Consider the following 26,260-nt stretch of genomic DNA (forward strand, 5'->3'; position numbering starts at 1 on the left):
GTGCTGTCGGGGGCGTGACCGGCGGTGCGGTCGGCGGCGTGGGCTGTGCGGGCGGGGTCACCGGAGGCGTGACGGGCTGCACGGGCTCGGAGGGAGGCGGCGCGGCGTCCGGGTCGGGCGTGCTCGCGTACGGGTTCTGCGGCGTGGGCTCGTTCTCTTCCGGCGGCGGCCCGCCTGCGGTGTTGTCGCTCATCGGGATCCCTCGGTCGTCGGGGTGCGGCAAGCCACACTGTGAACAGACTGTGACGATCGAACATTTCACAGATCGCTATCAACGATGACGCTTCGGGACGTTTCCCGCCACAGGAGCGCCGGGTGACGTCGAGGGCCAGGGGCGCCGGCACCTGTATGGCCGGGGGGTCCCGAACGCCCACCGCAGGTGACCGGTCCGGACAGCGCGGACCAGGGCCTCGCAGAGCGGAGGACGGTCAGCCGCGGAGCGCGACCGCCTGCGCGAGGCCGGCCGCGACCACGCTCGCGTAGAGCGCGGTCCCCTCCCCGGCCGGGTGCACGCCGTCGGGCCCCAGGAGCGTGGGCTGGGCCGCGATCGCCGCGCTCCAGTCCGCGACGACGACGTTGCCGAACCGCTGGGAGGCCCCGATCATCTCGGCGTTGGCGACAGGCACCCAGGACCTGTCGGCGTACCCCGTCACGAGCACCACGGTGTGGTCCGGTCCGATCGTCGCGAGGACCCGGTCCATCATCGCGGCGTCGACCGTGCTGTTCGTGCCCAGCGAGACCACGACGTAGGGCCGCAGGTTCCCGGCCGCCCGGACCGCGTCCACGAGCCCACCGGCGTCCTTCATCTGCCGGGAGACCGCGCCGTCGATGAGCACCCCGGGCAGTGCAGCCGCGAGCGCCGGTGCGCTCGCGAGGGTGACCGAGTCGCCGATGATCGTGACCTGGTCGCCCGGTGGGGGTCCTGGGACCGCGGCTGGCGCCGCGGGTTCCTGGACCGCCGGGTCCGGAGGCGCGGGCTCCGGGGCCGCTTCGGGGACCGGCGCCTCCTCGACCGCCGCTCCACCCGGCTGCTGCGTCCCCGCCGCCACCTCCTGCCCTGCGAGGATCTGCGACTCGACCGAGGAGACGGCCGGGGCCCGCACGAACCCCGCGACGGCCAGCCCCACGACGAGCACCGACGCCGCGAGCGTGACCCACCCGTGCACGGGCAGCGGGTTCCGCCCCGCGGCACCCCGCCGGGCCCACGCGACGACCGTGCGGACGTAGCCGCCGAGCCCTCGTCCCATGACCGGCCGTTCGACGAAGCGGTAGGACAGGGCCGCTGCGACTACGGTCACGGCCGTCGCGGTCAGAGCGACCCACGGACCGGGGGTCGCGTACAGGCCACCGCCGCCCGCGATCGCGGCGACCAGGACGAGCACGGGCCAGTGCCACAGGTAGAGCCCGTAGGAGCGGGCGCCGATCCAGCCTGCGGGGCCCTTGTCGAGCACCTGGCCCAGCCGAGGGGCGTGCAGGACGAGGTTGACGACCCCGGCGGTGGCCAGCGACACGACGAAGAGCCCGCCTCGGTAGGTCACCGCTGCGTCCCACGGCATCCGGAGCATCGCGAGCACCAGCACGACCGCGCCCACGATCCCCGCACCGAGCACGAACGCCGCGCCGCGCGTGGTCGACGTCCGCGGGGACTCGCGCACGAGCGTCGGGCGCCCGGTCCGCAGGTGCCAGAAGGCCAGGAACGCACCGATCATGAGCCCGAACAGGTGCGTGTCGGTGCCGAAGTAGACCCGGGTGGGGTCCGTACCCGGCACGTACAGCAGCGACATCGCGACGGCGGAGACCACCGCGAGAGCCCCTGCCAGGACCAGGGCCCGGCGCCGGGTGATCCGCAGCGCGAGCACCCCGAGGACCGCGAGCGGCCAGAGCAGGTAGAACTGCTCCTCGACCGCGAGCGACCACAAGTTGGCGAAGAGCTGCGGCGCGAGACCGCCCGAGTACGTGCTGCCCTGCGCGACGTAGACCCAGTTGCTCGTGAAGGTGGCCGCCCCGGCGACCTGCGCGCCGATCCCGACCAGGACATCGCCGCCCACGAGCCCCGCGACCGCCGTGCACGTGAGCACGACGAGCGCGAGCGCGGGGAGCAGTCGACGCGCCCTGCGGACCCAGAACCGGCTCAGCGAGAGCGTGCGCCGCTCCCGGAACTCGCGGACCAGGAGCGTCGTGATGAGGAAGCCCGAGAGCACGAAGAAGACGTCGACCCCGACGTACCCGCCCGGCAGCAGCTGCGGCGCGAAGTGGAAGAGCATGACCGAGACGACGGCCAGAGCCCTCAACCCGTCCAGGCCGGCGATCCGCCGGTAGCGGACCGTGGGACGGGCGGGGCGGGAGGGGCGCTCGGGCCTGCGCCCGGCAGGTACTTCACGGCCCGACGGCGGAGCGACGGCCCCGGTGGTCGGGTCCGCGAGCGATCCTGGACCCAGCAGCTCGGTCGGCTGCAGTCGTTGCCACACGTCGACGTGCTCGGTCGACGTCCTGGCCACCCCGGTCTGCACCGAGGCCGACTGTCCGACCATCGTCACCCGTCCGTCAGCTCCCGCACGACCGTGTCTGCCAGCAACCTCCCGCGCAGGGTCAGGACCCCGCGGCCGTGGATCGCCGCCCTGCCGTCGAGGAGGCCTGCCGCGACCATCCCGGCCACGTTGCGCCGGCCCACCTCGGTAAGGACGCTCAGGTCCAGTCCCTCTCGCAGCCGCACCCCCAGCATGACGCGTTCGAGGTGCGCCTCCTCGAGCGTCAGGAGCTCGCGTCCGGCGGCCGGGCTCTTGCCCGCCTCGAGCAGCGCCGCGTACCGCCGCGGGTGCTTCACGTTCCACCATCGCACGCCCTCACGGCCGCCCTGGACAGGCTCGCCCGACGCGTCCGACGAGTCGGTCGTCGACTCCGACGACGTGGTCAGCGTGCCGCTGACGTCCGTACGGTTCGCCGCGCCTCCGATGTACGAGTGGGCCCCTGGGCCGATGCCCCACCAGTCCTCACCACGCCAGTAGGCCAGGTTGTGCCGGCACGCGAAGGCGGGATCCGGGCCGACCGCCGCGCCGACCGCCGCGGCACCGGCGGCACCGGTGGACCGCCGCGCCCAGTTGCTCACCTCGTACCACTCGAGCCCGGCAGCGGTCAGCAGCTCGTCCGCGAGCTCGTACTTCTCGGCCTGGTCGTCCTCGCTCGGCAACGAGATCTCGCCACGGCGGACCTGGGCCGCCATCTTGGTCCCCTGCTCCACGACGAGCGCGTACGCCGAGACGTGGTCGACCCCGGTGGCCAGGGCCGCCTCGAGGCTCGTGCGCCAGTCGTCGAGCGTCTCGCCCGGCGTCCCGTAGATGAGGTCGAGCGACACCGCGAGCCCCGCCTCGCGGGCCCAGCGCACCACGTCGGGGATGCGCCGGGGGTCGTGGGTCCGTTCGAGCGTCGCGAGCACGCGCGGCACCGCCGACTGCATCCCGAACGACACCCGTGTGAACCCCGACTCGGCGAGCTGCGCGAGCGACTCGGGGGTCACCGAGTCCGGGTTGGCCTCGGTCGTGACCTCGGCGCCCGGAGCCAGGCCCCACGCGTCGCGCACGCCCGCGAGCATCCGACCGAGGTCGCCGGCGGGGAGCAGCGTCGGCGTGCCACCGCCCACGAACACGGTCGAGACCGGACGCGACGCCAGGCCCGCCTGCTCCATGACGCGCGCCGCGAGCTCGATCTCCCGCAGGGCCGTGTCCGCGTACGAGGCCTGGCTCGCACCGCCGCCCAGCTCGGAGGCCGTGTAGGTGTTGAAGTCGCAGTACCCGCAGCGCACCGTGCAGAACGGCACGTGCAGGTACACCCCGAACGCGCGACCCGCGTGGTCGTCCGACCCGGCCCCGCCGGGACCGGGCCCCACCCACGCAGGGAGAGCGCCGTCGTCGGGCACGGGGATCCCGTCCGGGAGCGCCGGGCTCATGCCCGCACCCCGGACGCCGCAGAGCGCGCGGTCCCCGCGACAGCGAGGACCACGCGCTCACCAGGAGAGCAGCACATCACTTCTTGGACTTGTCCTTCGCGTCCTTGCCGCCGCTGCTGCCCGCGCCGTCGGAGGACAGCGCCGCGATGAACGCGTCCTTGGGGACCTCGACCGTACCGATCGTCTTCATGCGCTTCTTGCCCTCCTTCTGCTTCTCGAGCAGCTTGCGCTTGCGGCTGATGTCGCCGCCGTAGCACTTGGCGAGCACGTCCTTGCGGATCGCGCGGATGGTCTCGCGGGCGATCACGCGCGCGCCCACGGCGGCCTGGATGGGGACCTCGAACTGCTGACGCGGGATGAGCTCCTTGAGCTTCTCCGTCATCATGACGCCGTACGAGTACGCCTTGTCCTTGTGCACGATCGCGCTGAACGCGTCGACCGTCTGGCCCTGGAGCAGGATGTCGACCTTCACCAGGTCCGCCGCCTGCTCGCCCGAGAGCTCGTAGTCGAGCGACGCGTAGCCACGCGTCTTGGACTTGAGCTGGTCGAAGAAGTCGAACACGATCTCTGCGAGGGGCAGCGTGTACCGCAGCTCGACGCGGTCCTGCGAGAGGTGGTCCATGCCGCCCAGCACGCCACGCTTGCCCTGGCACAGCTCCATGACCGCACCGATGAACTCGGTGGGGCACAGGATCGTGGCCTTGACAACGGGCTCACGGATCTCGCCGATCTTGCCGCCCGGGAACTCGCTCGGGTTGGTGACCGTGACGACCGAGCGGTCCTCGAGGGTCACCTCGTAGACGACGTTCGGCGCGGTCGAGATGAGCTCGAGGTCGAACTCGCGCTCGAGGCGCTCGCGCACGATCTCGAGGTGCAGCAGGCCCAGGAAGCCCACGCGGAAGCCGAAGCCCAGCGCGACCGAGGTCTCGGGCTCGTAGTTGAGCGCCGCGTCGTTGAGCTTGAGCTTGTCCAGGGCGTCGCGCAGGACCGGGTAGTCCGAGCCGTCGATCGGGTACAGGCCCGAGAACACCATGGGCTTGGGGTCGCTGTAACCACCGAGCGCGTCCTCCGCCGGCTTGCCCGCGTTGGTCACGGTGTCACCGACCTTGGACTGGCGCACGTCCTTGACGCCCGTGATGAGGTAGCCGACCTCGCCCACGCCGAGCCCCTTGGTGGGGTGAGGCTCGGGCGCGCTCACGCCGATCTCGAGGAGCTCGTGCGTCGCGCGCGTCGACATCATGACGATCTTCTCGCGCGGGTTCAGGCTGCCGTCGACCACACGGACGTAGGTCACGACGCCGCGGTAGGTGTCGTAGACCGAGTCGAAGATCATGGCGCGCGCCGGGGCGTCGGCGTCGCCTTGAGGGGCCGGCACCTCCTGGACGATGCGGTCGAGCAGCTCGGTCACGCCCATGCCCGTCTTGCCCGAGACCTTCAGGACCGTCGAGGGGTCGACGCCCACGAGACCAGCGATCTCCTCGGCGTACTTCTCGGGCTGCGCGGCCGGCAGGTCGATCTTGTTGAGCACGGGGATGATCGCGAGGTCGTTCTCCATCGCGAGGTACAGGTTCGCGAGGGTCTGCGCCTCGATGCCCTGCGCGGCGTCCACGAGGAGCACGGCCCCCTCGCACGCGGCGAGCGAGCGCGAGACCTCGTACGTGAAGTCGACGTGCCCGGGCGTGTCGATCATGTTCAGGGCGTAGGGGACGAGCGGCGCCGACGTGTCGTCCGGGTCGTCACCCTCTCGCACGGCCCACGGCATGCGCACGGCCTGCGACTTGATCGTGATGCCGCGCTCGCGCTCGATGTCCATGCGGTCGAGGTACTGCGCACGCATGGCGCGCGCGTCGACGACGCCGGTCAGCTGCAGCATGCGGTCGGCCAGCGTGGACTTGCCGTGGTCGATGTGCGCGATGATGCAGAAGTTGCGCAGCAGCTCGGGCGGCGTCGCCGCGGGCTGGATGCGGGTGCTCAGCTGGGCGCTGGGGATCGGGGACAACGGGGGTGCGCTCCTGTGGTGGGTCAAGACGGGGCGGCGGACGGCGCCCGGACCTGCGGCTCGGTGCTCGACGACGGAGCGTGAGCCGCCGGAGTTCTGCTCGGCAGGTCGCTGGTCGCCGCGCGCAGGGTCGGACAGCAACCACCATTGTCCCACGAGCACGCACCCGGCCCGCACCCGGTGGCCGGCGGCGGGCCGGGCGGGCCGGAGCCCGCCCGTGCGCAGGTCGGGCCCCCGGTGCGCGCCCGGGGGCCCGCGCCGCGTCCCGGCCCGGCTCCCCCCGGCGGCCCGCGCCGCCAGGTGTCAGGCCGTGCGCGTGATCTCGACCGTGACCTCCAGGTCGCTCGCGGCCGCGCCGGCGTACACGCCCTTGAGCGGTGCCACGTCCTCGTACTCGCGTCCTCGCCCGAGCACCACGTGGTCGAGCCCCGCTCGGCGGCGGTTGGTCGGGTCGTAGCCGCGCCACGCGCCCGTCCACCACTCGATCCAGGCGTGCGACTCCCCCGTGACGGTCTCCCCGACCACCCCGTCCGTGACCGGGTACAGGTAGCCCGAGACGTAGCGGGCCGGGATGCCGACGCTCCGCAGCGCCCCTGCGCACAGGTGCGCCATGTCCTGGCACACGCCCTTGCGCGCCAGCCACGCCTCGGCTGCGGGCGTGTGCGCCGTGGTCACCCCCGGGACGTAGTCGAGCCGGTCGCGCAGCGCGAGGCAGATCGCCTCGGCCGCCGACTCGGGGTCGAGCCCCGCGGCGACGTCGAGCGCGAGCGCCGCGACGTCGCCGGGCACCGCGGTGGTCGCACTGTCCGTGAGGTACGCCGCCTGGGCGTCCACGACGTCCTCCCCGCCGAGCTCCTCCCACGTGGCCTGCCCCCCGCCGCCCGGGGGCGGGGCGACCTCGACCGTCGCGGTCGCGACGATCGTCAGTCGGCGGTGGGGCTCGAGGACCTCGAACGCGGTCACCCTCGTGCCCCAGTAGTCGACGTACTCGTGCGACCACGTGGTCGGCTGGACCGCGACGGAGGCGTCGAGCACGTCCTGCGCCGGGCCCGCCGCGGGCGTCATGCGCGCCTCGTTGTACGACGCCGTCACGGGCGCCTCGTAGTCGAACGTCGTCGTGTGGACCACACGCAGGGTGCGCCTGCCGGCGTCCTCGATCGTCTCGGTGCTCACAGCGCCTCTCCTACCCATGTCGTGGCGGCAGCGGACGGGAAGTACCGCTGCTTGATCGCGTCGCTCGCGCGCGAGCAGGCGCGCTGGACGCGCTCCATCGCGGCGGGCAGGTCCTCGAGGACCTCCTCGAGCGGCGCGAACTCGAGGCTCGCCCGGACGCTGCCGAGCTCGCGCCGCGCGTCGTCGCTGACCCCGTGCCGCCCCTCTGGCTCGAGCTCGCGCAGGCACGCCTCCGCGCTCTCGAGCGCGCACACGATCGAGCGCGGGAACAGGCGGTCGAGCAGCAGGAATCCCGCGGCCCGCTCGTCCGAGGCGATGCCGCGGTAGACCCGCAGGTACGACTCGTAGGCGCCGCACGAGCGCAGCAGGGTGGTCCACCCCGGCCCCGCGTGCCCCAGACGGGTCTGGGTCGTCACGAGCCGAGCCGTCATGTCCGCCCTCTCGATCGACCGGCCCAGGAGCATGAAGTGCCACGTCGCGTCCCGGCTCGTGGCCGAGTCCATGAGCCCCGCGACGATCGCCGCCCGCTCGCGCACCCACGAGAAGTAGTCGTGCGGACGGGCCAGGCGGATGCTGCCCGAGACCTGGTTGCGGGTCGTGTTGAGGCACTCCCAGAGCTCGGTCGAGATGATCTCGCGCGCACGCCGGGCGTTCTCGCGCGACGCGACGAGCGACCCCGCGATCGACGACGGGTTGAGCTGGTCGTGCGCCAGCACGCGCAGGACGTGGGCCCGGTCCACGAGCCCGGTGCCCGGCTCGACCGGGTGGTCCATGACCGTCAGGAGCGACCGGCAGGCCAGGTCCTCCGCGGCCCACGGGTCCTCGCTGAGCATCTGGACGTGCACGTCGAGGATGCGGGCCGTGTCGTCCGCGCGCTCGACGTACCGACCGATCCAGAAGAGGGACTCCGCGATCCGGCTCAGCATGGTCGTTCCCCGTCCGTCGCCACGTGGCCCGGGGCCGGTGCGGCCTCGGGCTCGGGAGGGACCGCGCCCGGGCGGTCGCTCGCCTGCTGCTGCTGTTGCTGCTGGTGCCGGCTCCCCGCGCCCAGGGCCGCGTCCGCGGGGTTGGTCGCGATCGGGACGCCGACCGACGACGCCCCGGACGCCGCGAGCGCCACGGGCGCGACGTCGTCGACCACCTGCCGGGCTCCCTCGCCCAGGACCCACGTGTCCTTGGACCCTCCACCCTGGGAGCTGTTGACGACGAGCTGCCCCTCGGGCAGGGCGACGCGCGTGAGCCCGCCCGGCAGGACCCAGACGTCCGTGCCGTCGTTGACCGCGAACGGGCGCAGGTCCACGTGCCTGGGGCGGAAGCGCCCGTCGACGAAGGTCGGCGCGGTCGAGAGCTGCACCACCGGCTGCGCGACCCACCCGCGAGGGTCTGCCTGGAGCCGCCGACGCATGGCGTCGAGCTCGGCACGAGAAGCCGCCGGACCCACGAGGATCCCCTTGCCCCCCGAGCCGTCGACGGGCTTGACGACCAGCTCGTCGAGGCGGTCGAGCACCTCCGCGAGCGCCTCGGGCTCCTGCAGGCGCCACGTGTCGACGTTCGGCAGCAACGGCTCCTCGGCCAGGTAGTAGCGGATGAGGTCCGGGACGTAGGTGTAGACCAGCTTGTCGTCCGCGACCCCGTTGCCCACGGCGTTGGCGAGCGTCACGGTGCCGAGCCGCGCGCACCCGAGCAGCCCCGGGACGCCCAGGATCGAGTCGGCACGGAACTGCACCGGGTCGAGGAAGGCGTCGTCGACCCGTCGGTAGATGACGTCGACGCGGCGGCGGCCCTTGGTGGTGCGCATGTAGACGCGCCCGCCCGCGCAGAACAGGTCGCGCCCCTCGACGAGCTCGACGCCCATGAGCCGGGCGAGCAGTGAGTGCTCGTAGTAGGCCGAGTTGAAGACGCCGGGGGTCAGGACGACGACCGTCGGGTCCGGGACGCCGTCGGGGGCCGCGGCGAGCAGCGCGGCCAGGAGCCGGCGCGGGTAGTCGATCACGCGACGGATGCGCAGGCTCGAGAACAGCTCGGGGAAGGTCTGCACCATGGCCTGCCGGTTGGAGATCACGTAGCTGACCCCGCTCGGGACCCGCACGTTGTCCTCGAGCACCCGGAAGTCGCCCGCCTCGTCGCGGATCAGGTCGATCCCCGAGACGTGCGCGCGCACCCCGTTGGGCGGCTCGATCCCGTACGCGGCCCGGTGGAAGTCGGCCGAGGACAGGATGAGCCGTTGCGGGACCACCCCGTCCCGGACGCAGCGCTGCGGGCCGTAGACGTCCGCGAGGAACGCCTCGAGCGCCCGGACCCGTTGGGCCACCCCCGCGGAGATCCGGTCCCACTCGTCGGCCTCGATGACCCGCGGGACCACGTCGAGCGGGAAGGGGCGCTCCTCGCCCGCGACGTCGAACGTCACGCCCTGCGCGAGGTAGGAGCGGGCCAGGGCCTCCGCCCGCGAGGAGACCTCGGCCGCGGTGAGGCGGGTCATGGTCGTGTGCACACGCTCGAACCGGGGACGCAGCCCGCCGTCCTCGTCGAGCATCTCGTCCCAGGCCCGTGAGCGGGGATAGTCGTCGAAGAGGTCTGCCATGACCGGGACCGTAGTCACGCGGTGTTCCCGTGGCGTGTCCCGCGTGTTACCGGTCGCGTCCGGGTGTGACGGGCGGTCGACGCAGGGCTGGTCCCCGGCGGTTCGGCCACAGGTGCGGTGGCCGGTGCGTGCCGGGCGGCGGCTTGCCGACGGCCCGTGCAGGGCCGCTCGGGGCGCCGTGCCGGATACGGGTAGATTGCGGGCGTGGCTCAGAACAAGTGGATCTCCCTGCTCACGGACGCGGCCCGCGCGATCCTCGGCGCGCTCGGCGGCTCGTCGCGGTCGGGTGGCTCGGGCACGGGTCGTACGACCTCCGGCCCGACGACGTCGGGCACCCCGCGCGGTGTCGCTCCCCGACCCGGGTCCGGTGCGCCGTCGTCGGGCACCGCCCGCCCCACGCCGGGACCGCGCACCACGGCGGGAGCCTCGCGAGGGGCCGCGAGCACGCGGCCTGCGGGCCGCAAGCCCGCCCCCGCCCAGACGCGCGGGCCCCAGCCCGGCGCGGGCACCTACCCCGGCGACTACACCGGCCGGGTGCGCGCCGAGTACGCGCCGCAGCTCGACGGCGACCCGGACCCCGGCGAGATCGTGTGGACCTGGGTCCCCTACGAGGAGGACTTCACCCAGGGCAAGGACCGTCCCGTGCTGCTCGTGGGGCGTGACGGCGGCTGGCTGCTCGCGATCATGCTCACGAGCAAGGACCACTCGCGCGACGCCGCGGACGAGGCCCGCTGGGGCAGGCGCTGGCTCGACATCGGCTCCGGTCCCTGGGACGCTCAGGGGCGCGACTCCGAGGTGCGCCTCGACCGTGTGATCCGCGTCGACCCCGGCGCCGTGCGCCGCGAGGGGGCGGTCATGGGCCGCTCGACGTTCGACACGATCATCCGCGAGATGGGCAAGGTCTGAGGCTCCGTCCGGGCCTGCGTCCCGGCACGAGACCGTGGGGTCGGGGTCTGCTGGCCCCCGCGCAGGGCGCCGCACGGGGCGCGCGCGGGCCGCACGAAGGGCGGCGCGGGCCGCACGAAGGGCGGCGTTCCAGCGTTCTGGCCGATCCTGCGGTCGGCTGGTAGTCTTGGTGGTCGCGTGTCCGCCCAGGTCGGCGGGCACAGTTCCAGCTCCTCTCCAAGGGTTCCCCACCCCCAGTCCCGGAGCTGGAATCGCCCTCTACGACCTATTCGATCGCTTCGGCGAACACACCAGAAAGTCCACACGTGGCTAACATCAAGTCTCAGATCAAGCGCATCAAGACGAACGAGAAGGCTCGTCTGCGCAACAAGGCTGTCAAGTCGGAGCTCCGGACGAACGTTCGCCGCGTTCGCGAGGCCGTCGCCGCCGGTGACAAGGAGGCCGCAACCAGCGCCCTCGTCGTCGCGTCGAAGAAGCTCGACAAGGCAGTCTCCAAGGGTGTCATTCACGAGAACCAGGCTGCTAACCGCAAGTCGGCACTCGCGAAGGCCGTCAACGCTCTCTGAGCCTGACACTCCCTTCCACGCGTGACCTTGTGCGCCCCTGATCCACCTCGGGCAGCACGGTGAACGTCGAGAGGCGCTGCTCCCTCCACGGAGCAGCGCCTCTCGTGCGTCCGGGGTTGGCTCTCAGGCTTCCTGAGGCATCCCGTCCAGCCCGGCCCGCAGCAGCACGCCGCTGCCTCCCGTGAACTGGATCGTGTGGAACGACGTGGCGCGCGCCACCTCGTGGAACCCCCACCGGCGGTGGAGCGCGATCGACGCGGCGTTCGTCGCGTTCACGACGTAGCAGACGAACGAGGCGCGCCCCGAGACCCAGTCCATGCGCGCCTGGGTCAACGCGGCCCCGACGCCCCGACGGCGGGCCTCCGGGTCGACCGTGATCCCGCCGAGGTAGTGGCCGACCGGAGCGGGGCCGTCGGAGTACGGCCACCAGTGCGTCTTCGCCCACCCCGCGACGGCGTCGTCGATCGTCGCGACGACCACGAACCGTCCCGGGTCGGCGATGGCGAGGCGCACCTGGTCGAGGTTCGCACCACGCGCCGCGCGGCGTTCGATTCCCGCGATGCTCGCGAGGTCGTCCTCCCCGGCCGGCCTGACCCGGATCGAGCTGCGGCCCGGGGTATCGCCGCCGGCGATGCTCCGGGACCGGGTCATCGACCGGTGCCGTGCGCTCCCGCGATCACCAGGACCGCGCGCTCGACCGCGAACACCGGGTCGCGTCCGCCACCCTTGACCTCGGCGTCGGCCTGGGCGACCGCCGTGATCGCCGCCGCGAGGCCTTCAGGGGTCCAGCTCGAGAGGTCCTTGCGGGCCCGGTCGATCTGCCACGGCGCCAGGCCCAGGTCCTTGGCCGACGCCCCTCCCCGCCCGCGCATGGCCGCGACCTTGGCGAGCGTGCGCAGCTTCATCGCGAGCACCGCGACGAGCGGCACCGGGTCCGCGCCGGTCGCCAGCGCGTGGCGCAGCAGGGACACGGCCTCACCAGCCTTGCCCGCCACGGCCGCGTCGGCCACGCGGAAACCGCTCGCCTCGACGCGACCGCCGTAGTACTTGTCGACCGTCGCGGCGCCGATGGTGCCGGTCGTGTCCGCCACGAGCTGGGCGCACGCGCTCGCGAGCTCGCGCAGGTCGTTCCCGAGCGCCTCGACGAGGGCCTTGACGGCCGCTGCGTCGGCACGGCGACCCGCCGCCTTGAACTCGGCTGCGACGAACGAGAGCTTGTCGGCGTCCTTCTTGATGGCCTCGCACGCCACGACCGGCGCGCCGCTCGCCCGGATCGCGTCGAGCATCTTCTTGCCCCGGACGCCGCCGCCGTGCACGATCACGACGGTCGTCTCCGGGTCCGGCGAGGCGACGTAGTCCACCACGTCAGGGATGAGCGCGTCGGCCGCGGCCTCGGCGCCCCGCACGACCACAAACTTGGGCTCACCGAAGAGGGACGGGCTCGCGGCGACCGTCAGCATGCCCGACTGATACGTCACCGCCTCGATCTCTGTCTTCTCCGCCTCCGCGTCCCGGGCCCGTGCGAGCTCGAGCAACGAGTCGACGGCGCGCTCCGCGAGCAGCCCCTCCGGCCCCTGCACCAGCACCACGGGGGCGAGCTCGACCGCGTTCCAGGAGAGCGTCGCGGACGGGCGGGCAGAGGTGCGGGAGGGAGCTGGAGCCATGAGCACAACGATCCCACGGGCCACCCACCGAGGGCACATCGCTGACTCCTGGCGGGGCACGACTCACCAGCGCGCGGCACCTGGGGCGGGGCCCTCAGCAGCCGACGGCCGGCTCGTCCGTCCCCGTCACCCGTCCTCGCACCCCGCGACCGCGAGAGCCCCGTCCCGCACGACGAGCGCGAAGGTCCCGCATCGGTCCGTGCGGAGGACTGCGGCTCCCACGCCCGCGTAGAGGTCGAGGGCCTCCTGAGTAGGGTGCCCGTACGTGTTCTCGCCCGAGCTGACGATCGCGACCGCCGGGCTCAGCGTCGCGGCAAGGCGTGCGGACTGGACGCGCGAGCCGTGGTGCGCAACCTTGACGACGTCGACCGACGGGACGCCCGCGCGGGCTCGCAGCGTCCGGTCGAGCGTCTCCTGTCCCCCAGCCTCCAGGTCGCCGAGCGCCACGAGCGTGAGCCGCGGGGTCACGACACGCAGCGCGATGCTCGCGTCGTTGGCTCCCCCGTCGGCCTCGGCGAGACGGGGACGTCCGTCTCCGGAGGCGCCGGGACCGGGCGTGGAGCCCGCCTGCAGCACCTCCCACGACACGTCGCCGAGCGTGCCGCCCGCACCGGGTTCGGCCACCTCCACGGGAACACCTCGGTCGGCGAGGTCGTCGAGCACCCACTCAGCCTGCTCTGCGGGGTCACCGAGCCCGGTCACGAGCGCTCGTCCCACCTGGCGCCCGTCGAGCACCGCACCGAGCCCCCCGACGTGGTCGGCATGGAAGTGGGTCAGGACGAGCAGGTCGAGGCGCTCGATCCCCAGGTCGTCGAGGCACCGCCCTGCGGCGTCTCCCGCCGGACCGACGTCGATCATGAGTCCGCGCCCGTCGCCGGTCCGGACCACGAGCCCGTCCCCCTGGCCGACGTCGCACGCGGCCACGGCCCAGTCCGCCGGGACGTCCCGGCCGGCCGGTGCGATCCAGCGGGGCCACGCGATCACCACGCACCCGACCGCTGCCACGGCGACCACGGCCCACGCCGCGACGAGGCGCAGGGTCGCGCGCCGCCGTCGGGCAGCCAACGCCTCCCGGACGCCCGCGCGCACCGCCGTGCGCCACGTGTGCGGCCAGCCGCTCCCCCGGCTCCACGGGACCCGCACGCCCAGCAGGCCCGCCACATGCCGCCAGCGCCACACCAGGACCAGCGCCGCGAGGGTCAGCAGGGCGAGCGCCACCGCTCCCAGCGCACCACCCGGCCACGGCACGCGCGCCCCGGGCAGCCCGGTGAAGAACCGGGCGACCGCCGCGATCCACCAGGACGCGAGGCCCGCGGGCCACGCGAGCACGACCCCTCCGAGCGGGAACCAGGGGGCCACGAGCGTGGCGAGCACCCCGAGCACCGTCGCGGGCACGAGTGCGGGCGCCGCGACCAGGTTCGCCGGTACGGCGTACGTCGCGATCGACGGGTCGAGCAGGACCAGGACCGGCGCGCACGCGAGCTGGGCCGTGAGCGGGACCGCGAGCGCGAACGCGGGCCCCTTGCCGATCCACGGCGCGAGACGTCGTGCCACGGGCTGGGTGCCCAGCACGAGGGCGGCGGTCGCGACGCTCGACAGCACGAACCCGTACGAGCGCGCGAGCGACGGGTCGAGCACGAGCAGCACGACGACGACGGCCGCGAGCGCGGGCACAGCGCGCGAGGGACGCCCCAGCCCGATCCCGACCAGCCCGACCACCCCCATGGCCGCGGCACGCAGCACGCTCGGGTCGGGATGGACGAGCAGCACGAACCCCGCCATGACCGCGCCAGTGACCCCGATGCGCACACCGCGCGGCGCCCGGGCCAGCGCGCACAGCGCCGTCACGGTCGCCACGACGATCGCGAAGTGGCCGCCCGAGACCGCGGTGACGTGCGTCAGGCCGGTCGTCCTGAGGGCCGCGTCGAGCTCGTCGTCGATGCGCGAGGTGTCGCCGACCGCGACGCCCGGGAGCAGCGCACGGGCGTCGGCGGGCAGACCGTCCGAGGCCGTCAGCAGGTCCGCGCGGAGCACGCCCACGACGCCCAGCGCCCGGGAGGGCGGCGCGGTCACGACCGGCGGCCCGCTCGCGACGAGGGTGGCCACCGTCCGGTCGCCGGGGCCGGCAGGCAGGAGCCGGCCCGACGCGCGGACCTCGGCCCCGTAGTCGGCCTCGCCCCAGGCGAGATCGCCCAGCACGCCGATCCGGCCCCCGCCCGGCGCGACGACACCTCTCCCCTCGACCGTGGTCAGGTCCAGGGCCGTGCGGACGCTGTCCGACGCGCCCGACCACGGGTTCACGACCACGACGGGCTCCTGGACGACCCGTCCCACGACCTCGACCGTCGCCCCCTGGCCCGCGAGGTCCGCGGCTCCCCCACGCTCCCGCGCGACGAGGTCGGCCGTCCCGCCCAGCAGGACCGCGAGCGCGCACGCCGCGACGAGGACGCACTGACCGAGCCCACGGGGTGGGCGGGCCCGCCGCACGAGCAGCAGCATGCCCATCAGCGCGAGCAGTCCGGCAGCGGCCGCCGCTCCCACGAGGGCCGTCCTGGCCCCTGCCGAGGTGAGCCACCACGCGACTCCCCAGGCCACGAGCGCACCCGGGACCAGCCGCAGGTCGGTCGCCGAGACCTGGCGCGGCGTGGGCACCGGGGCCACGCCCGGAGCGGGGATCGTCGGGGCGCTGGCGGGCACAGGGGCGCCTCTGGTTGTGGATCGGTTCCCCACCTCAGACCCGCACCTGGTCGCGCAGCCTCGCGAGCAGCGCGTCGCCGATCCCGCTCACCTCCCCGAGCTCCTCGACGCTCGTGAACCTCCCGTTGGCCTCGCGCCACTCGACGATCCGGGCCGCGAGCACGGGCCCGATCCCCGACAGGGCGTCGAGCGCGGTCTGGTCCGCCGAGTTGAGGTCGACGGGTCCGGCCTCGCTGCCCGGCACGGTCGCGGGACCGGGCGCCGCGGCGACGACCTCCCCCGGGCGGGGCACGACGATCTGCTCGCCGTCGACGACCTCGCGCGCCAGGTTGACGCCCGCGAGGTCCGCCTCAGCCGTGGCGTCCCCTGCGGCGGCGAGCGCGTCGGCACGCGTGACCCCTCGGGCACGGTCACGAGCCCGGGAGCACCCACCGCGCCGACCACGTGCACGACGACGTCGCTCGCCTCGGTCGCACCGGTCGCCCCGACGTCGCTCGCCTCGGTCGCACCCGGCGCGGTCGAAGACCCGTCGTCCGAGGCCCTGGTCTCGCTCGACGCCTGCCCGCCCGGCCCGGCGCCGCCCTCGGAGGCGGTCGCCGGGTCGGCGAGCGTCGCCACAGGGCGCAGGTCGCCATCTCCCCGAAGGGTCCACGCGCCGACACCGACCGCGAGCAGCAGGACCGCGACCGCCGCCACCACGGCCGTCCGCGCGGCCACGGACCAGCGGCGGGGACCGCCGTCGGGTACGTGCTCGAATCCCGCGTGCGACGTCGGGTGGCCGTTCGCCGCGGTGTACGCGGCGGCGACCGCGTCGAGCGCGCCGCGCGTCCCGGCGGGGCCGTCCTGCACGCTCGACGGCCGTGGGCCCCCGTCGTCCAACCCTCGACGTGAGGTCGAGCGTAAGGGGCCGCGTCCCTCCTCACCGGGCCCTCGACCGTCGGTCGAGGGTTCGGTCGCCACGCCCGCCGAGACGCTCCACCACGCCGGTTCCGGCCCGGGGTCCTGCCGCTCCTCCGGCCTCAGGTCCGGGTCGAGAGTCACGGACGAGAAGCCGTCCGCAGGCTCGGCCCCCCGCACCGACGGGGCCGAGGCACCCCCGACGGCCGCGGGCCCGGGGGCCGCACCCGGGACGCTCCGCAGCCTTCGCAGCCGGGCCGCGCCGTCCTCGCCCGGCGGCTCGGCGAGCGGGTCAGCAGGCGTCGGGTCGTGCGGGCGGCGCACGCGGGAGAAGGTCACCCCGGCACGCTAGGCGCGTCCGCTCACGCCTCGCGGGGCATCAGGGATCACCTGTGGAGGAGGTACCTTCGAACCCGCCTGTGCACGGCCAGACACCGCCCAGAGCCTCAGGTCGCGCGGTCGGCCACGACGATCGCCAGGACTCCCGGTCCCGCGTGCACGCCCACGACCGCGCTCACAGGAGTCACCGCAGCCCGCACCCCGGTTGCGTCGAGCAGCCGCTCGGCGACCTCGGTCGCCGCGGCGTCGTCCCCCAGGAAGTGGACCGCGAGCTCGGGCTCGGTGCGCCGCTCGACCGACTCGACGGCGACGTGCACGAGCCGCTCGACCGCCGCGGCCCGGGTCCGGACCTTCTGGATCACCTCGATCCGACCGTCGCGCACCGCGAGGAGCGGGCGCACGCCCAGCACCGTGCCGAGCGCAGCCGCCGCGGCCCCCAGGCGTCCGCCGCGCCGCAGGTGCTCGAGCGAGTCGACCATGAAGATCGCGCGGCTCGAGTCGGCGACCCCGATCGCCCGCCGGGCCACCTCGTCGATCGTCGCACCGGCCGCCGCGGAGTCGGCCGCGGCCAGCGCCGCGAACCCCAGGCCCATGGCCACGGTCCGGGAGTCCACGACGCGCACCGGGATCGGCGACCGCGTCGCCGCGAGGGCCGCCGCGTGCACGGTGCCCGACAGGTCTCCCGAGAGGTGGATCGAGACGACCGAGCGCGCCCCCGCACGGGCCGCCGCCTCGTAGGCCTGCACCAGGGCGTGCGGCGTCGGCTGGGAGGTCGTGACGCGCTGGCCCGAGCCGATCCTGGCGGCGACGTCGTCGGGTGACACGTCGACGCCCTCGAGGAACGTCTCGTCACCGACCAGCACCTGCAGCGGCACCACGGACAGGGACGGGCGGTCACCCGGGGGAAGGGAGGCGGTCGAGTCCGTGACGACGTGGACGGCCGGAGGCTTGGCAGGACTCATCTTCGGGAGATCCTACGTGGCGTGCCCCTGCGGTCGCACGCGGTCGGCCCGCGAGGGCGTGCGTGCGCCGCGCGCTCACCCCGGCGCCGCCCTAGGATCCGAGACATGCCCGACGACGCAGCCCCCTCCCCCGCAGAGCTCGCCGCACTGAAGGCCGCCGCCGCACAGGCAGCCGCCGAGGCGGCCGAGGCGAAGGCAGCCGCGGCCCAGGCCGCGCTCGAGGCGGCGCAGGCCGCTGCAGCCTCGTCGGCCCCGGAGGCGTCAGCCGCTGGCGCACCGTCGGGACCCGCCGACCCGACCAGGTCCGAGGCAACCGCCGAAGCGAGCGCCGCACCCGCGGACGCTCCGCCGTCGGGCACCTCCCCCGGGCCGCTCGAGGGGTACCCCGCCGAGGTCGCCGCGGGCTACGCCACCAAGGGCGGGACGCTCGCGCTCGGCGCGCTGCTCGAAGCGCCCGACCGGACGCCCGGCGACCCCGTCCCACGCGCCGACGTCCAGGTCGGGTTCGCGCTCGCGATGCTCAACCGGCACGGGCTCGTCGCCGGGGCCACCGGCACGGGCAAGACCAAGACGCTGCAGGGCATGACCGAGGGACTCTCCGACGCCGGGGTGCCGACGTTCGTCGCCGACATCAAGGGCGACCTGTCCGGGCTCGCGGTGCCCGGCGCGAGCGGCGAGAAGATCCTCGAGCGGACCGCGAGCATCGGGCAGGACTGGAAGCCGACCACCTATCCGGTCGAGTTCTACTCGCTCGGCGGGCTCGGCAAGGGCATCCCGATCCGGACGACCGTGAGCGACTTCGGGCCCCTGCTGCTGTCCAAGGTGCTCGGGCTCAACGACACGCAGGAGTCGAGCCTGGGCCTGATCTTCCACTGGGCCGACACGCAGGGCCTCGCGCTGCTCGACCTCAAGGACCTGCAGTCGACCATCGCGTACCTCACCTCGGACGACGGCAAGGCCGAGCTCAAGGGCATCGGCGGGCTGTCCGCGGCCACGGCCGGGGTCATCCTGCGCGAGATCGTGACGCTGCAGGCACAGGGGGCGGACGTGTTCTTCGGCGAGCCCGCGTTCGACACGACCGAGCTCCTGCGCGTCGCGTCCGACGGCCGCGGCACCGTCTCGGCGCTCGAGCTGCCCGCCGTCCAGGACCGGCCCGCGCTCTTCTCGACGTTCCTCATGTGGCTGCTCGCGGACCTGTACCAGGACCTGCCCGAGGTCGGCGACCTCGACAAGCCCAAGCTCGTGTTCTTCTTCGACGAGGCGCACCTGCTCTTCACGGGCGCGTCCAAGGAGTTCCTCCAGCAGGTCGTGCAGACCGTGCGCCTCATCCGTTCCAAGGGCGTGGGCGTGTTCTTCGTGACGCAGAGCCCCAAGGACGTGCCCGCCGACGTCCTGGCTCAGCTCGGCAACCGGGTCCAGCACGCGCTGCGCGCCTTCACGCCCGACGACGCCGCGGCCCTGCGGGCGGCCGTGCGGACGTTCCCCACGTCGCCGTACGACCTGGAACAGCTGCTCCAGTCGCTCGGGACCGGCGAGGCCGTGGTCACGGTGCTGACCGAGAAGGGCGCCCCCACGCCGGTCGCCTGGACCCGGGTCCGGGCGCCCCAGTCGTCCATGGAGCCGGCGCCCGAGACCGTGATCGACGGGATCGTGGCGGGGTCGCCGCTCGCCGCGCGGTACGCCGAGGCGGTCGACAACGAGTCGGCGTACGAGCTGCTCACCGCGCGCATTGCCGCGCAGCACGCCGCGGCCGAGCAGGCGGAGCTCGCCGAGCAGCTAGCCAAGGAGCAGGAGGCCGCCCAGAAGGAGGCCGACAAGGCGGCCAAGAAGCAGGCCGACGAGCTCGAGAAGATGCGCGCCAAGCTCGAACGGGACGCGGCGCGCGCCGGGAGCGGGACGCGGACGAGCACGGCCCGGAAGTCGACCGCGTCGTCGGGGCTCGACAAGTTCCTGGGGTCGATGGCGACGCAGCTCGGCCGGGAGATCACGCGGACGGTGTTCGGGACGCGGCGGCGGTGAGCCCAGGGCTCCCCGGCCCGCCGTCGAGTGCGTGATTCGGCTGCGACACGCCCGGCGAGTCGCAGCCGAATCATGCACTCAACGGGCCAAGGCCGCCCGCACCCGCCGGATGAACCTCTCGGGGTGTCGCATCACGTCGTCGGCCGTGACCGTGATGATCAACCAGCCCGCCTCCTCGAGCCGCTGTCGACGCTCGACGTCACGTCGCCACGTCCCGGGGTCGGTGCGGTGGACGTCCCCGTCGTACTCGATCGCGATCCGGAGCGCCGGGTAGGACATGTCCGGGAGGGCGAGGAAAGATCCCGCCCGGTCCAGGGCGGGCACGTTGACCTCCGGGCACGGCAGCCCTGCGTCGACCAGGATCATCCGGGTCCGCGACTCCATCGACGAGTCGGTTCCGCCGACGACGTGCTCGATCGCCACCCGCGACGCCGCAAGTCCCCGCATCCTGTGGCTGCTCCCGAGGAGCCTGCGCATCTCGACGACCGAGGTCGCAGGGTCCTTCCGGCGTGTCATGGCGTCTCCGAGGACGACCAGCTCGTTCACGCTCAGCCCGTGCGAGAGGTGCAGCCACGTCTGCGCCGGAGTGGTGACCGGGATCCCGTGCCACGTCGTGACGGCGAGAGCCGGTTGGGTGCAGGTGTGAGCCACCAGGTCGTCGCGCTGCGGTCGCAGGTCCCTGCGTGGCACGACGACGTGCAGCCGCTCCCCCGGCCCACCACCCGCCTCGGCCGACGACCGGTCCAGCCGCCAGGGCACCTCGATCCCGAGGAGCCGTAGTGCCGTGACGTGGCTGAACGCCGCAGCGGACGGCAGGATCTCGAGCGCAGCCCGGCACCGAGCGGCGATGCCGTCGATGCTGCCCGCCGGTACGCGGACGCCGCGGGTCGGGGCCTCCCACCAGGGCCGACCGAGCTCGTGGCGTGTCAGTCCGTGGCTCGCGGCGTCCCGCGACCGGAGCACGACGGACGGCACCTGAGGGTTCGACATGCCGCCACGATGCCGCCTTTCGCACGCCCAGGGGTGGGTCATGCGGTCATCTGTGGACAACCTGCCGTCGAGTGCGTGATCCGGCTGCGACACGCCCGGCGAGTCGCAGCCGAATCACGCACTCAAGCGACGAACGTCAGGCCGGGACCACGTTCACGAGCTTGGGCGCCCGCACGATCACCGTGCGGATCCCGCGCCCGTCGAGCGTGCGCTGCACGTTCGCGTCCGCCAGGGCCAGCTCACGCAGCTCGTCGTCCCCGATCGAGGGCGAGACCTCGAGCCGGCTGCGGACCTTGCCCTGGACCTGCACGACGCACGTCACGGTGTCCTCGACCAGGTACTCGTCGAGCGCGACCGGGAAGGGCTCGTGCGCGAGCGACTGCGGGTGACCGAGCCGGGACCACAGCTCCTCCGCGATGTGCGGCGCGATGGGCGCGACCATGAGGATCAGCGGCTCGATCGCCTCGCGGGGCACCCGGTCCAGGCCCGTGAGGTGGTTGTTGAGCGCGATGAGCTTGGCGATCGCCGTGTTGGAGCGCATGTGCTCCATCTCGACGCGCACGTCGGCGATGGTGCGGTGGACCAGGCGCAGGGTCGCGACCTCCGCGGGCTCCTCCGAGACCGTCGTCTCGCCCGAGTCCTCGGACACGACGTTGCGCCACAGCCGCTGCAGGAAGCGCTGCGAGCCGACGACCGCGCGCGTGTCCCAGGGGCGCGACAGGTCGAGCGGTCCCATGGACATCTCGTACACGCGGAACGTGTCGGCGCCGTAGGCCTCGTACATGTCGTCGGGCGTCACGACGTTCTTGAGCGACTTGCCCATCTTCCCGTACTCACGGTTGACGGGCTCGCCCTTCCACAGGTACCGGACCTCATCGCCGCTGCTCTCCTCGACGACCTCTTCCGCGGGCACGTACGCGCCACGCGAGTCGGTGTACGCATAGGCCTGCACATAGCCCTGGTTGAAGAGCTTGTGGAACGGCTCGGTGCTGGTCACGTGCCCCAGGTCCAGGAGCACCTTGTGCCAGAAGCGCGCGTAGAGCAGGTGCAGCACGGCGTGCTCGACGCCGCCCACGTACAGGTCGACACCGCCCGCGGGCCCGGCCGTGGCGTTGTGCCCGGGGCCGGTCCAGTACTTCTCGAGCTCGGGCGAGGCCATGTGCTCGGTATCCGCCGGGTCGAGGTAGCGCAGGTAGTACCAGCACGACCCTGCCCAGTTGGGCATGGTGTTGGTGTCGCGGCGGTAGGTCTTGGGGCCGTCGCCCAGGTCGAGCGTGACGTTGACCCAGTCCTCGTTGCGGCCCAGCGGCGGCTCGGGCGAGGAGTCGGCGTCGTCCGGCTCGTAGGTGCGCGGCGAGTAGTCCGGGACCTCGGGGAGGTTGACGGGCAGCAGCGAGTCCGGCAGCGCGATGGGCTGGTCGTTCTCGTCGTAGACGATGGGGAACGGCTCGCCCCAGTAGCGCTGACGGCTGAAGAGCCAGTCGCGCAGGCGGTAGGTCACGGTGCCGCTGCCGATGCCCTTGGCCTCGAGCCACTCGATCATGGCGCGCTTGGCGTCGGGCACGCTCAGGCCGTCGAGCGAGATCTCGTCGTTGGACGAGTTGACGATCTCGCCGTCGCCGGTCCAGGCGCCCTCGTGGTCCTCGGGGGCCGCGACCGTGCGGACCACGGGCAGCTCGAAGGCCTCGGCGAACGCGTGGTCGCGCTCGTCGCCGCCGGGGACCGCCATGATGGCGCCCGTGCCGTAGCCCATGAGGACGTAGTCCGCGGTGAACACGGGGATGAGCACACCGTTGACGGGGTTCACGGCGAGGTGGCCCGTGAACACGCCGGTCTTCTTGCCCGCGTCGGCCTGGCGCTCGACCGCGGTCTTGGCGGCGGCCTCCTTGCGGTAGGCCGCGACGGCGTCGATCGGGGTCGCGTGCCCGCCGGTCCAGACGTCGTGCGTGCCGTCGGGCCACTCGGCCGGGACCTCGTCGAGCAGCGGGTGCTCGGGCGAGACGACCATGAACGTCGCGCCGAACAGGGTGTCGGGGCGCGTCGTGAAGACCTCGACGTCGCCGACGGGGCTGCTCCCGCCGATCGCACCGTCGATCGCGAAGCGCACGGTGGCGCCCTCGCTGCGACCGATCCAGTTGCGCTGCATCGACTTGACCTTCTCCGGCCAGTCGATGAGGTCCAGGTCGTCGGCCAGGCGGTCCGCGTACGCCGTGATGCGCATGTTCCACTGGCGCAGGCTGCGCTGGAAGACGGGGAAGTTGCCGCGCTCGGAGCGACCGTCGGACGTGACCTCCTCGTTCGCGAGCACGGTGCCCAGGCCCGGCGCCCAGTTCACGGGCGACTCGGACACGTAGGCCAGGCGCTGCGGGTCGATCACGGCGCGCTGCGCGACGCGGTCGAGGTCATCCCAGCGGGTGCCCTCGGGGTGGCCGGGGACGGCACGCGTACCCGCGGCGTACTCGGCCACGAGCTCGGTGATGGGGCGCGCACGGCCCGTGCCGCCGTCGGGACGCTCGGCGTCCTCGTCGTACCAGGCCTCGAAGATCTGCAGGAAGATCCACTGGGTCCAGCGGATGTACTCGGGGTCGATCGTCGCGAACGAGCGGCGCGAGTCGTGCCCCAGGCCGAGGCGGCGCAGCTGGCGCTTCATGTTGGCCATGTTGGCCTCGGTCGTGACGCGCGGGTGCTGACCGGTCTGCACCGCGAACTGCTCGGCGGGCAGGCCGAACGCGTCGTAGCCCAGCGCGTGCAGCACGTTGTCGCCACACATGCGTCGGAAGCGTCCGACGACGTCGGTCGCGATGTACCCGAGCGGGTGGCCCACGTGCAGGCCCGCGCCCGAAGGGTACGGGAACATGTCCATGATGAAGTACGGCGAGCGGCCGTCGGCGTGCCTGCCCTCGCCGTCGGTGAGGTGCCCCGAGGGGTTGGCCGCGAAGAACGTGCCGCGCTCCTCCCACGCGTCCTGCCACCGGAGCTCGATGTCCTGCGCGAGGGCGGGCGTGTAGCGGTGGGAGGTCGTCTCGAGCGAGGCCGCGGGGGCGGTGTGCGCGGACTCGGCGGGGTTCTCGGGGGCGGGGTTCTCTGGCGTGCTCACCCCGCGAGTTTACCGTTCGGCACGGGGGCGCCCGGCAGCGTCTTCGCTGCTGGGCACGGGGTGCTCCGGTCGCCGCCCGCCGGGGTGTGACCGGCCCGACGGCGCAGCGCACCCCGCGCTACCCGGTCGCCGTCCGTTCGGGTCTCCCGGGCGAGCGGGGGCGGGTCACCGGGCCGGTGGTGCCGGCCACCGGCCCGGTGGGTTCTGGACCTGTCAGGTGCTGCCGAGGGCCGTCCGGCCCCTCCGGCCGCCGATCAGGTGCTCTGGAGGTAGGTGACGATCGTGGGGCCCATCTCCAGGAAGACCCAGGCCACGAGGAGGACGTACATCACGGCGAGCAGGATCCCGCGGTTGTCGACGACCAGCCGCTTCGCGCCCTCGCCGACCGGGAGGTACCCCTCCTGCACGGCGTGCACGACCTGGTACCAGAACAGCGGGATCATCGCGGCCCACACGACCATGCAGAAGGGGCAGAGCACGACGAGCACGTAGAGGCTCGTCCACACGAGGAAGACGATGAGCCCTATCGCGACCGTCGTGACGGCGAGCATCGTGAGCCAGAACCAGCGCGGCAGACGCGCACCGGTCAGCACCACGACGCCGATCGTCATGACCACGGGGAACGCCGCGACCCCGAGGTAGGGGTTGGGGAACCCGAGCAGGGTGCCCTGCCACGACGCCATCGCGGGACCACAGTCGAGGAACGGGTTGAGCGAGCACGACGCGACGTGGTTCGGGTCGACGAGCTTGAGGTACTTCTCGATCGCGAGCCAGGCGGCGCCGACCAGGCCGACCGCGCCCGCCACCACGAGGACCCACCCGAAGGCTCGGGTCGAGAGGTTCTTGGCGTCGACGTCGGGCAGCCCTGCGGCTGCGTCCGGGCGCTGCGCGCGGGGCGCCGGGGTGCGCCCGGCACGGGAAGGACGGGTGGGGCTCTCGCTCACGAACCGCTCCTGGAGGTCTGCGTGTGCACTTCCGGCACACAGGTGGGCCCAAGGTACCGGCGAACTCTGAGGTTTGACTGGAGGTCTCGCCGGTCCGTCACCTCAGGACGCGGCGACCGTCTCCTCGACGGGCGCGTCTGCCGGGACCACGTCCTCGCGGACGTGCTGGCGACCGAAGGCCACGATGATCGCGAGCCCCACGAGCGTCAGCGCGAGCCCTGTCCAGGCCGGGGCGAGGTAGCCCCAGCCCGCGGCGATCACGAGACCGCCGAGGAACGCCCCGTTGGCGTTGCCCACGTTGAGCGCCGAGTGGCACAGCGCGGCGCCGAGCGAGGGGGCGTCCGGTGAGAGGTCCATGAGGCGGGTCTGGAGCGCGAGCCCCAGGATCTGGGAGGTCACGCCCAGCAGGAACAGGGCCGCGACCGCGGGCACGGGGCTCTGGCCCGTGAGCGCGAACGCGACGAGGGCCGTGGCCGTGGACCCGAACCCGATCCAGACCGTGCGCATGACGTCCTTGTCCGCGAGCCTGCCCCCGACGACCGTCCCGAGCGTCATGCCCAGGCCGAAGATCGCGAGCACCACCGGGACCACGCCGAGCGAGAGCCCGGTGACCTCGGTCATGGTCGGGGCGACGTAGGAGTAGACCGCGAACATGCCGCCGAACCCGATCGCCCCACCCACGAAGCTGATCCAGAGCGCGCCGTTCTTGAGCGCCGCGAGCTCCTGGCCCACGCTCGACCCGGTGTCGCCGGACCCGGCCGGGACCCAGCGCCACAGGGCAAGGAGCGTGATCCCGCCCAGGACGCCGATGAGCACGAACGCCGCGCGCCACCCGAGCACCTGCCCGGCGTAGGTCGAGAGCGGCACGCCCACGACGTTCGCGACGGTCAGCCCCGTCATCATCATGGCGACGGCGTGGCCGCGGCGTCCGGGGCCCGCCACGGCGGCCCCGACGGCCGCCCCGACGCCGAAGAACGCACCGTGCGGCAGTCCGGCGAAGAACCGGCCCGCGATGAGCCACTCGAGGCTGGGGGCCGCGGCGGACAGCACGTTGCCGAGCGTGTAGGCGAGCATGAGGCCCACGAGGAGCTTCTTGCGCGAGACGCGCGCGGCGAGCACGGTCAGGAGCGGCGCGCCGACCACGACGCCCACGGCGTAGGCCGTGATCGCGTGCCCGGTCAGGGGGATGGAGGCGTCGAACGCGGTCGCGATGTCGGGCAGCAGGCCCATGGTCGCGAACTCGGTGGTGCCGATCGTGAAGCCGCCCACGGCGAGCGCGAGCAGCGCGAGGCCCGCGGTCCGGGTGCCGCGGGGTGCACCGCCGGTGCGTGCCCGACGGCGGGGCGCGCCCGGGACGGGCGCGTCGGAGCGGGTGTCGGTCGTCCCGGGCAGGCCGGTGCTGTCGACGGTCAAGGCGCCCCCTTCAAGGGTGTCGTTGCAAGGATCGAATCGTTTCGAACGCAGCGCCGGCGCCATCGGCAGC

General features: G+C 73.4%; 18 protein-coding genes and 1 pseudogene. 3 read left to right on the top strand and 16 right to left on the bottom strand.

Annotated elements, in window-relative coordinates; translation table 11 throughout:
- The 7 genes and pseudogenes from OERS_RS14220 to OERS_RS14250 all read right to left on the bottom strand — a co-directional run.
- A pseudogene (locus OERS_RS14220) lies at positions 1–193 on the bottom strand (hypothetical protein); the annotation flags it as partial.
- Between the two features lie 235 nt (positions 194–428).
- Positions 429–2,531: an acyltransferase family protein gene (locus tag OERS_RS14225; RefSeq protein WP_083201478.1), complete on the bottom strand. Its 2,103-nt coding sequence runs from the start codon at positions 2,529–2,531 to the stop codon at positions 429–431.
- 2 nt (positions 2,532–2,533) lie between these two features.
- Positions 2,534–3,943, bottom strand: coding sequence for a radical SAM family heme chaperone HemW (gene hemW, locus OERS_RS14230; protein WP_068626412.1), 1,410 nt, complete (start codon positions 3,941–3,943; stop codon positions 2,534–2,536).
- 76 nt (positions 3,944–4,019) lie between these two features.
- Positions 4,020–5,942, bottom strand: a complete 1,923-nt coding sequence (gene lepA, locus OERS_RS14235; protein WP_056650754.1) for a translation elongation factor 4 — start codon at positions 5,940–5,942, stop codon at positions 4,020–4,022.
- A 303-nt stretch (positions 5,943–6,245) separates the two neighbouring features.
- Positions 6,246–7,115 (bottom strand): transglutaminase family protein, encoded by an 870-nt coding sequence (locus OERS_RS14240; RefSeq protein ID WP_248948581.1) that lies wholly within the window; start codon positions 7,113–7,115, stop codon positions 6,246–6,248.
- Positions 7,112–8,041 carry an alpha-E domain-containing protein gene (locus tag OERS_RS14245; RefSeq protein WP_068626416.1) on the bottom strand — a complete coding sequence of 310 codons (930 nt, stop codon included), beginning with the start codon at positions 8,039–8,041 and terminating at the stop codon, positions 7,112–7,114. The genes OERS_RS14240 and OERS_RS14245 overlap by 4 nt, the downstream gene beginning before the upstream one ends.
- On the bottom strand, positions 8,035–9,696 hold the full coding sequence (locus tag OERS_RS14250; protein WP_083201479.1) for a circularly permuted type 2 ATP-grasp protein: 1,662 nt from the start codon (positions 9,694–9,696) through the stop codon (positions 8,035–8,037). Before OERS_RS14250 ends, OERS_RS14245 begins: the two co-directional genes overlap by 7 nt.
- Positions 9,697–9,900: 204 nt before the next feature.
- Between OERS_RS14250 and OERS_RS21570 the strand changes: the two genes are divergently transcribed.
- Together OERS_RS21570 and rpsT are read left to right on the top strand one after the other, a co-directional pair.
- On the top strand, positions 9,901–10,602 hold the full coding sequence (locus OERS_RS21570) for a type II toxin-antitoxin system PemK/MazF family toxin (RefSeq protein WP_083201480.1): 702 nt from the start codon (positions 9,901–9,903) through the stop codon (positions 10,600–10,602).
- Positions 10,603–10,907: 305 nt separating this feature from the next.
- Positions 10,908–11,168 carry a 30S ribosomal protein S20 gene (gene rpsT, locus OERS_RS14260; RefSeq protein WP_056650751.1) on the top strand — a complete coding sequence of 87 codons (261 nt, stop codon included), beginning with the start codon at positions 10,908–10,910 and terminating at the stop codon, positions 11,166–11,168.
- A 123-nt stretch (positions 11,169–11,291) separates the two neighbouring features.
- Here rpsT and OERS_RS14265 read toward each other — a convergent pair whose 3' ends face one another.
- The 5 genes from OERS_RS14265 to OERS_RS14290 form a co-directional block, all read right to left on the bottom strand.
- Positions 11,292–11,819 (bottom strand): GNAT family N-acetyltransferase, encoded by a 528-nt coding sequence (locus tag OERS_RS14265; protein ID WP_068626418.1) that lies wholly within the window; start codon positions 11,817–11,819, stop codon positions 11,292–11,294.
- Entirely contained in the window at positions 11,816–12,832 is a 1,017-nt protein-coding gene (gene holA / locus OERS_RS14270; RefSeq protein WP_068626420.1) for a DNA polymerase III subunit delta, read from the bottom strand. Before holA ends, OERS_RS14265 begins: the two co-directional genes overlap by 4 nt.
- A 126-nt stretch (positions 12,833–12,958) precedes the next feature.
- Positions 12,959–15,529, bottom strand: coding sequence for a ComEC/Rec2 family competence protein (locus OERS_RS14275; protein ID WP_248948583.1), 2,571 nt, complete (start codon positions 15,527–15,529; stop codon positions 12,959–12,961).
- 34 nt (positions 15,530–15,563) lie between these two features.
- A complete protein-coding gene (locus OERS_RS22050; RefSeq protein WP_068626423.1) occupies positions 15,564–15,821 on the bottom strand; it encodes a ComEA family DNA-binding protein in 258 nt (85 codons plus the stop codon).
- Between the two features lie 1,051 nt (positions 15,822–16,872).
- Positions 16,873–17,727: a DegV family protein gene (locus tag OERS_RS14290; protein ID WP_068626427.1), complete on the bottom strand. Its 855-nt coding sequence runs from the start codon at positions 17,725–17,727 to the stop codon at positions 16,873–16,875.
- 105 nt (positions 17,728–17,832) lie between these two features.
- Between OERS_RS14290 and OERS_RS14295 the strand changes: the two genes are divergently transcribed.
- The gene (locus tag OERS_RS14295; RefSeq protein WP_068626429.1) at positions 17,833–19,746 is read left to right on the top strand and encodes a helicase HerA-like domain-containing protein; all 1,914 of its coding nucleotides are present in this window, start codon (positions 17,833–17,835) and stop codon (positions 19,744–19,746) included.
- A gap of 78 nt (positions 19,747–19,824) precedes the next feature.
- Here the strand turns inward: OERS_RS14295 and OERS_RS14300 are convergent, their stop codons facing one another.
- From OERS_RS14300 to OERS_RS14315, 4 genes are all read right to left on the bottom strand, one after another.
- Complete coding sequence (locus OERS_RS14300; RefSeq protein ID WP_068626430.1) at positions 19,825–20,736, bottom strand: endonuclease domain-containing protein; 912 nt, start codon at positions 20,734–20,736, stop codon at positions 19,825–19,827.
- Between the two features lie 136 nt (positions 20,737–20,872).
- Positions 20,873–23,833, bottom strand: a complete 2,961-nt coding sequence (leuS, locus tag OERS_RS14305; protein ID WP_068626432.1) for a leucine--tRNA ligase — start codon at positions 23,831–23,833, stop codon at positions 20,873–20,875.
- Positions 23,834–24,087: 254 nt separating this feature from the next.
- Positions 24,088–24,777 (bottom strand): vitamin K epoxide reductase family protein, encoded by a 690-nt coding sequence (locus OERS_RS14310; RefSeq protein ID WP_068626434.1) that lies wholly within the window; start codon positions 24,775–24,777, stop codon positions 24,088–24,090.
- Between the two features lie 102 nt (positions 24,778–24,879).
- Complete coding sequence (locus tag OERS_RS14315; RefSeq protein WP_068626471.1) at positions 24,880–26,061, bottom strand: MFS transporter; 1,182 nt, start codon at positions 26,059–26,061, stop codon at positions 24,880–24,882.
- Between the last annotated feature and the right edge of the window lie 199 nt (positions 26,062–26,260).

The sequence above is a fragment of the Oerskovia enterophila genome, from assembly GCF_001692445.1.
Lineage (GTDB): Bacteria > Actinomycetota > Actinomycetes > Actinomycetales > Cellulomonadaceae > Oerskovia > Oerskovia enterophila.

Excerpts from the sequence above, each read along its gene's own strand:
- OERS_RS14225 (WP_083201478.1), bottom strand. The coding sequence starts at position 2,531 with ATGGTCGGACAGTCGGCCTCGGTGCAGACCGGGGTGGCCAGGACGTCG.
- hemW (WP_068626412.1), bottom strand. The coding sequence starts at position 3,943 with ATGAGCCCGGCGCTCCCGGACGGGATCCCCGTGCCCGACGACGGCGCT.
- OERS_RS14245 (WP_068626416.1), bottom strand. The coding sequence starts at position 8,041 with ATGCTGAGCCGGATCGCGGAGTCCCTCTTCTGGATCGGTCGGTACGTC.
- OERS_RS14250 (WP_083201479.1), bottom strand. The coding sequence starts at position 9,696 with ATGGCAGACCTCTTCGACGACTATCCCCGCTCACGGGCCTGGGACGAG.
- OERS_RS14265 (WP_068626418.1), bottom strand. The coding sequence starts at position 11,819 with ATGACCCGGTCCCGGAGCATCGCCGGCGGCGATACCCCGGGCCGCAGC.
- holA (WP_068626420.1), bottom strand. The coding sequence starts at position 12,832 with ATGGCTCCAGCTCCCTCCCGCACCTCTGCCCGCCCGTCCGCGACGCTC.
- OERS_RS14290 (WP_068626427.1), bottom strand. The coding sequence starts at position 17,727 with ATGAGTCCTGCCAAGCCTCCGGCCGTCCACGTCGTCACGGACTCGACC.
- OERS_RS14295 (WP_068626429.1), top strand. The coding sequence starts at position 17,833 with ATGCCCGACGACGCAGCCCCCTCCCCCGCAGAGCTCGCCGCACTGAAG.
- OERS_RS14300 (WP_068626430.1), bottom strand. The coding sequence starts at position 20,736 with ATGTCGAACCCTCAGGTGCCGTCCGTCGTGCTCCGGTCGCGGGACGCC.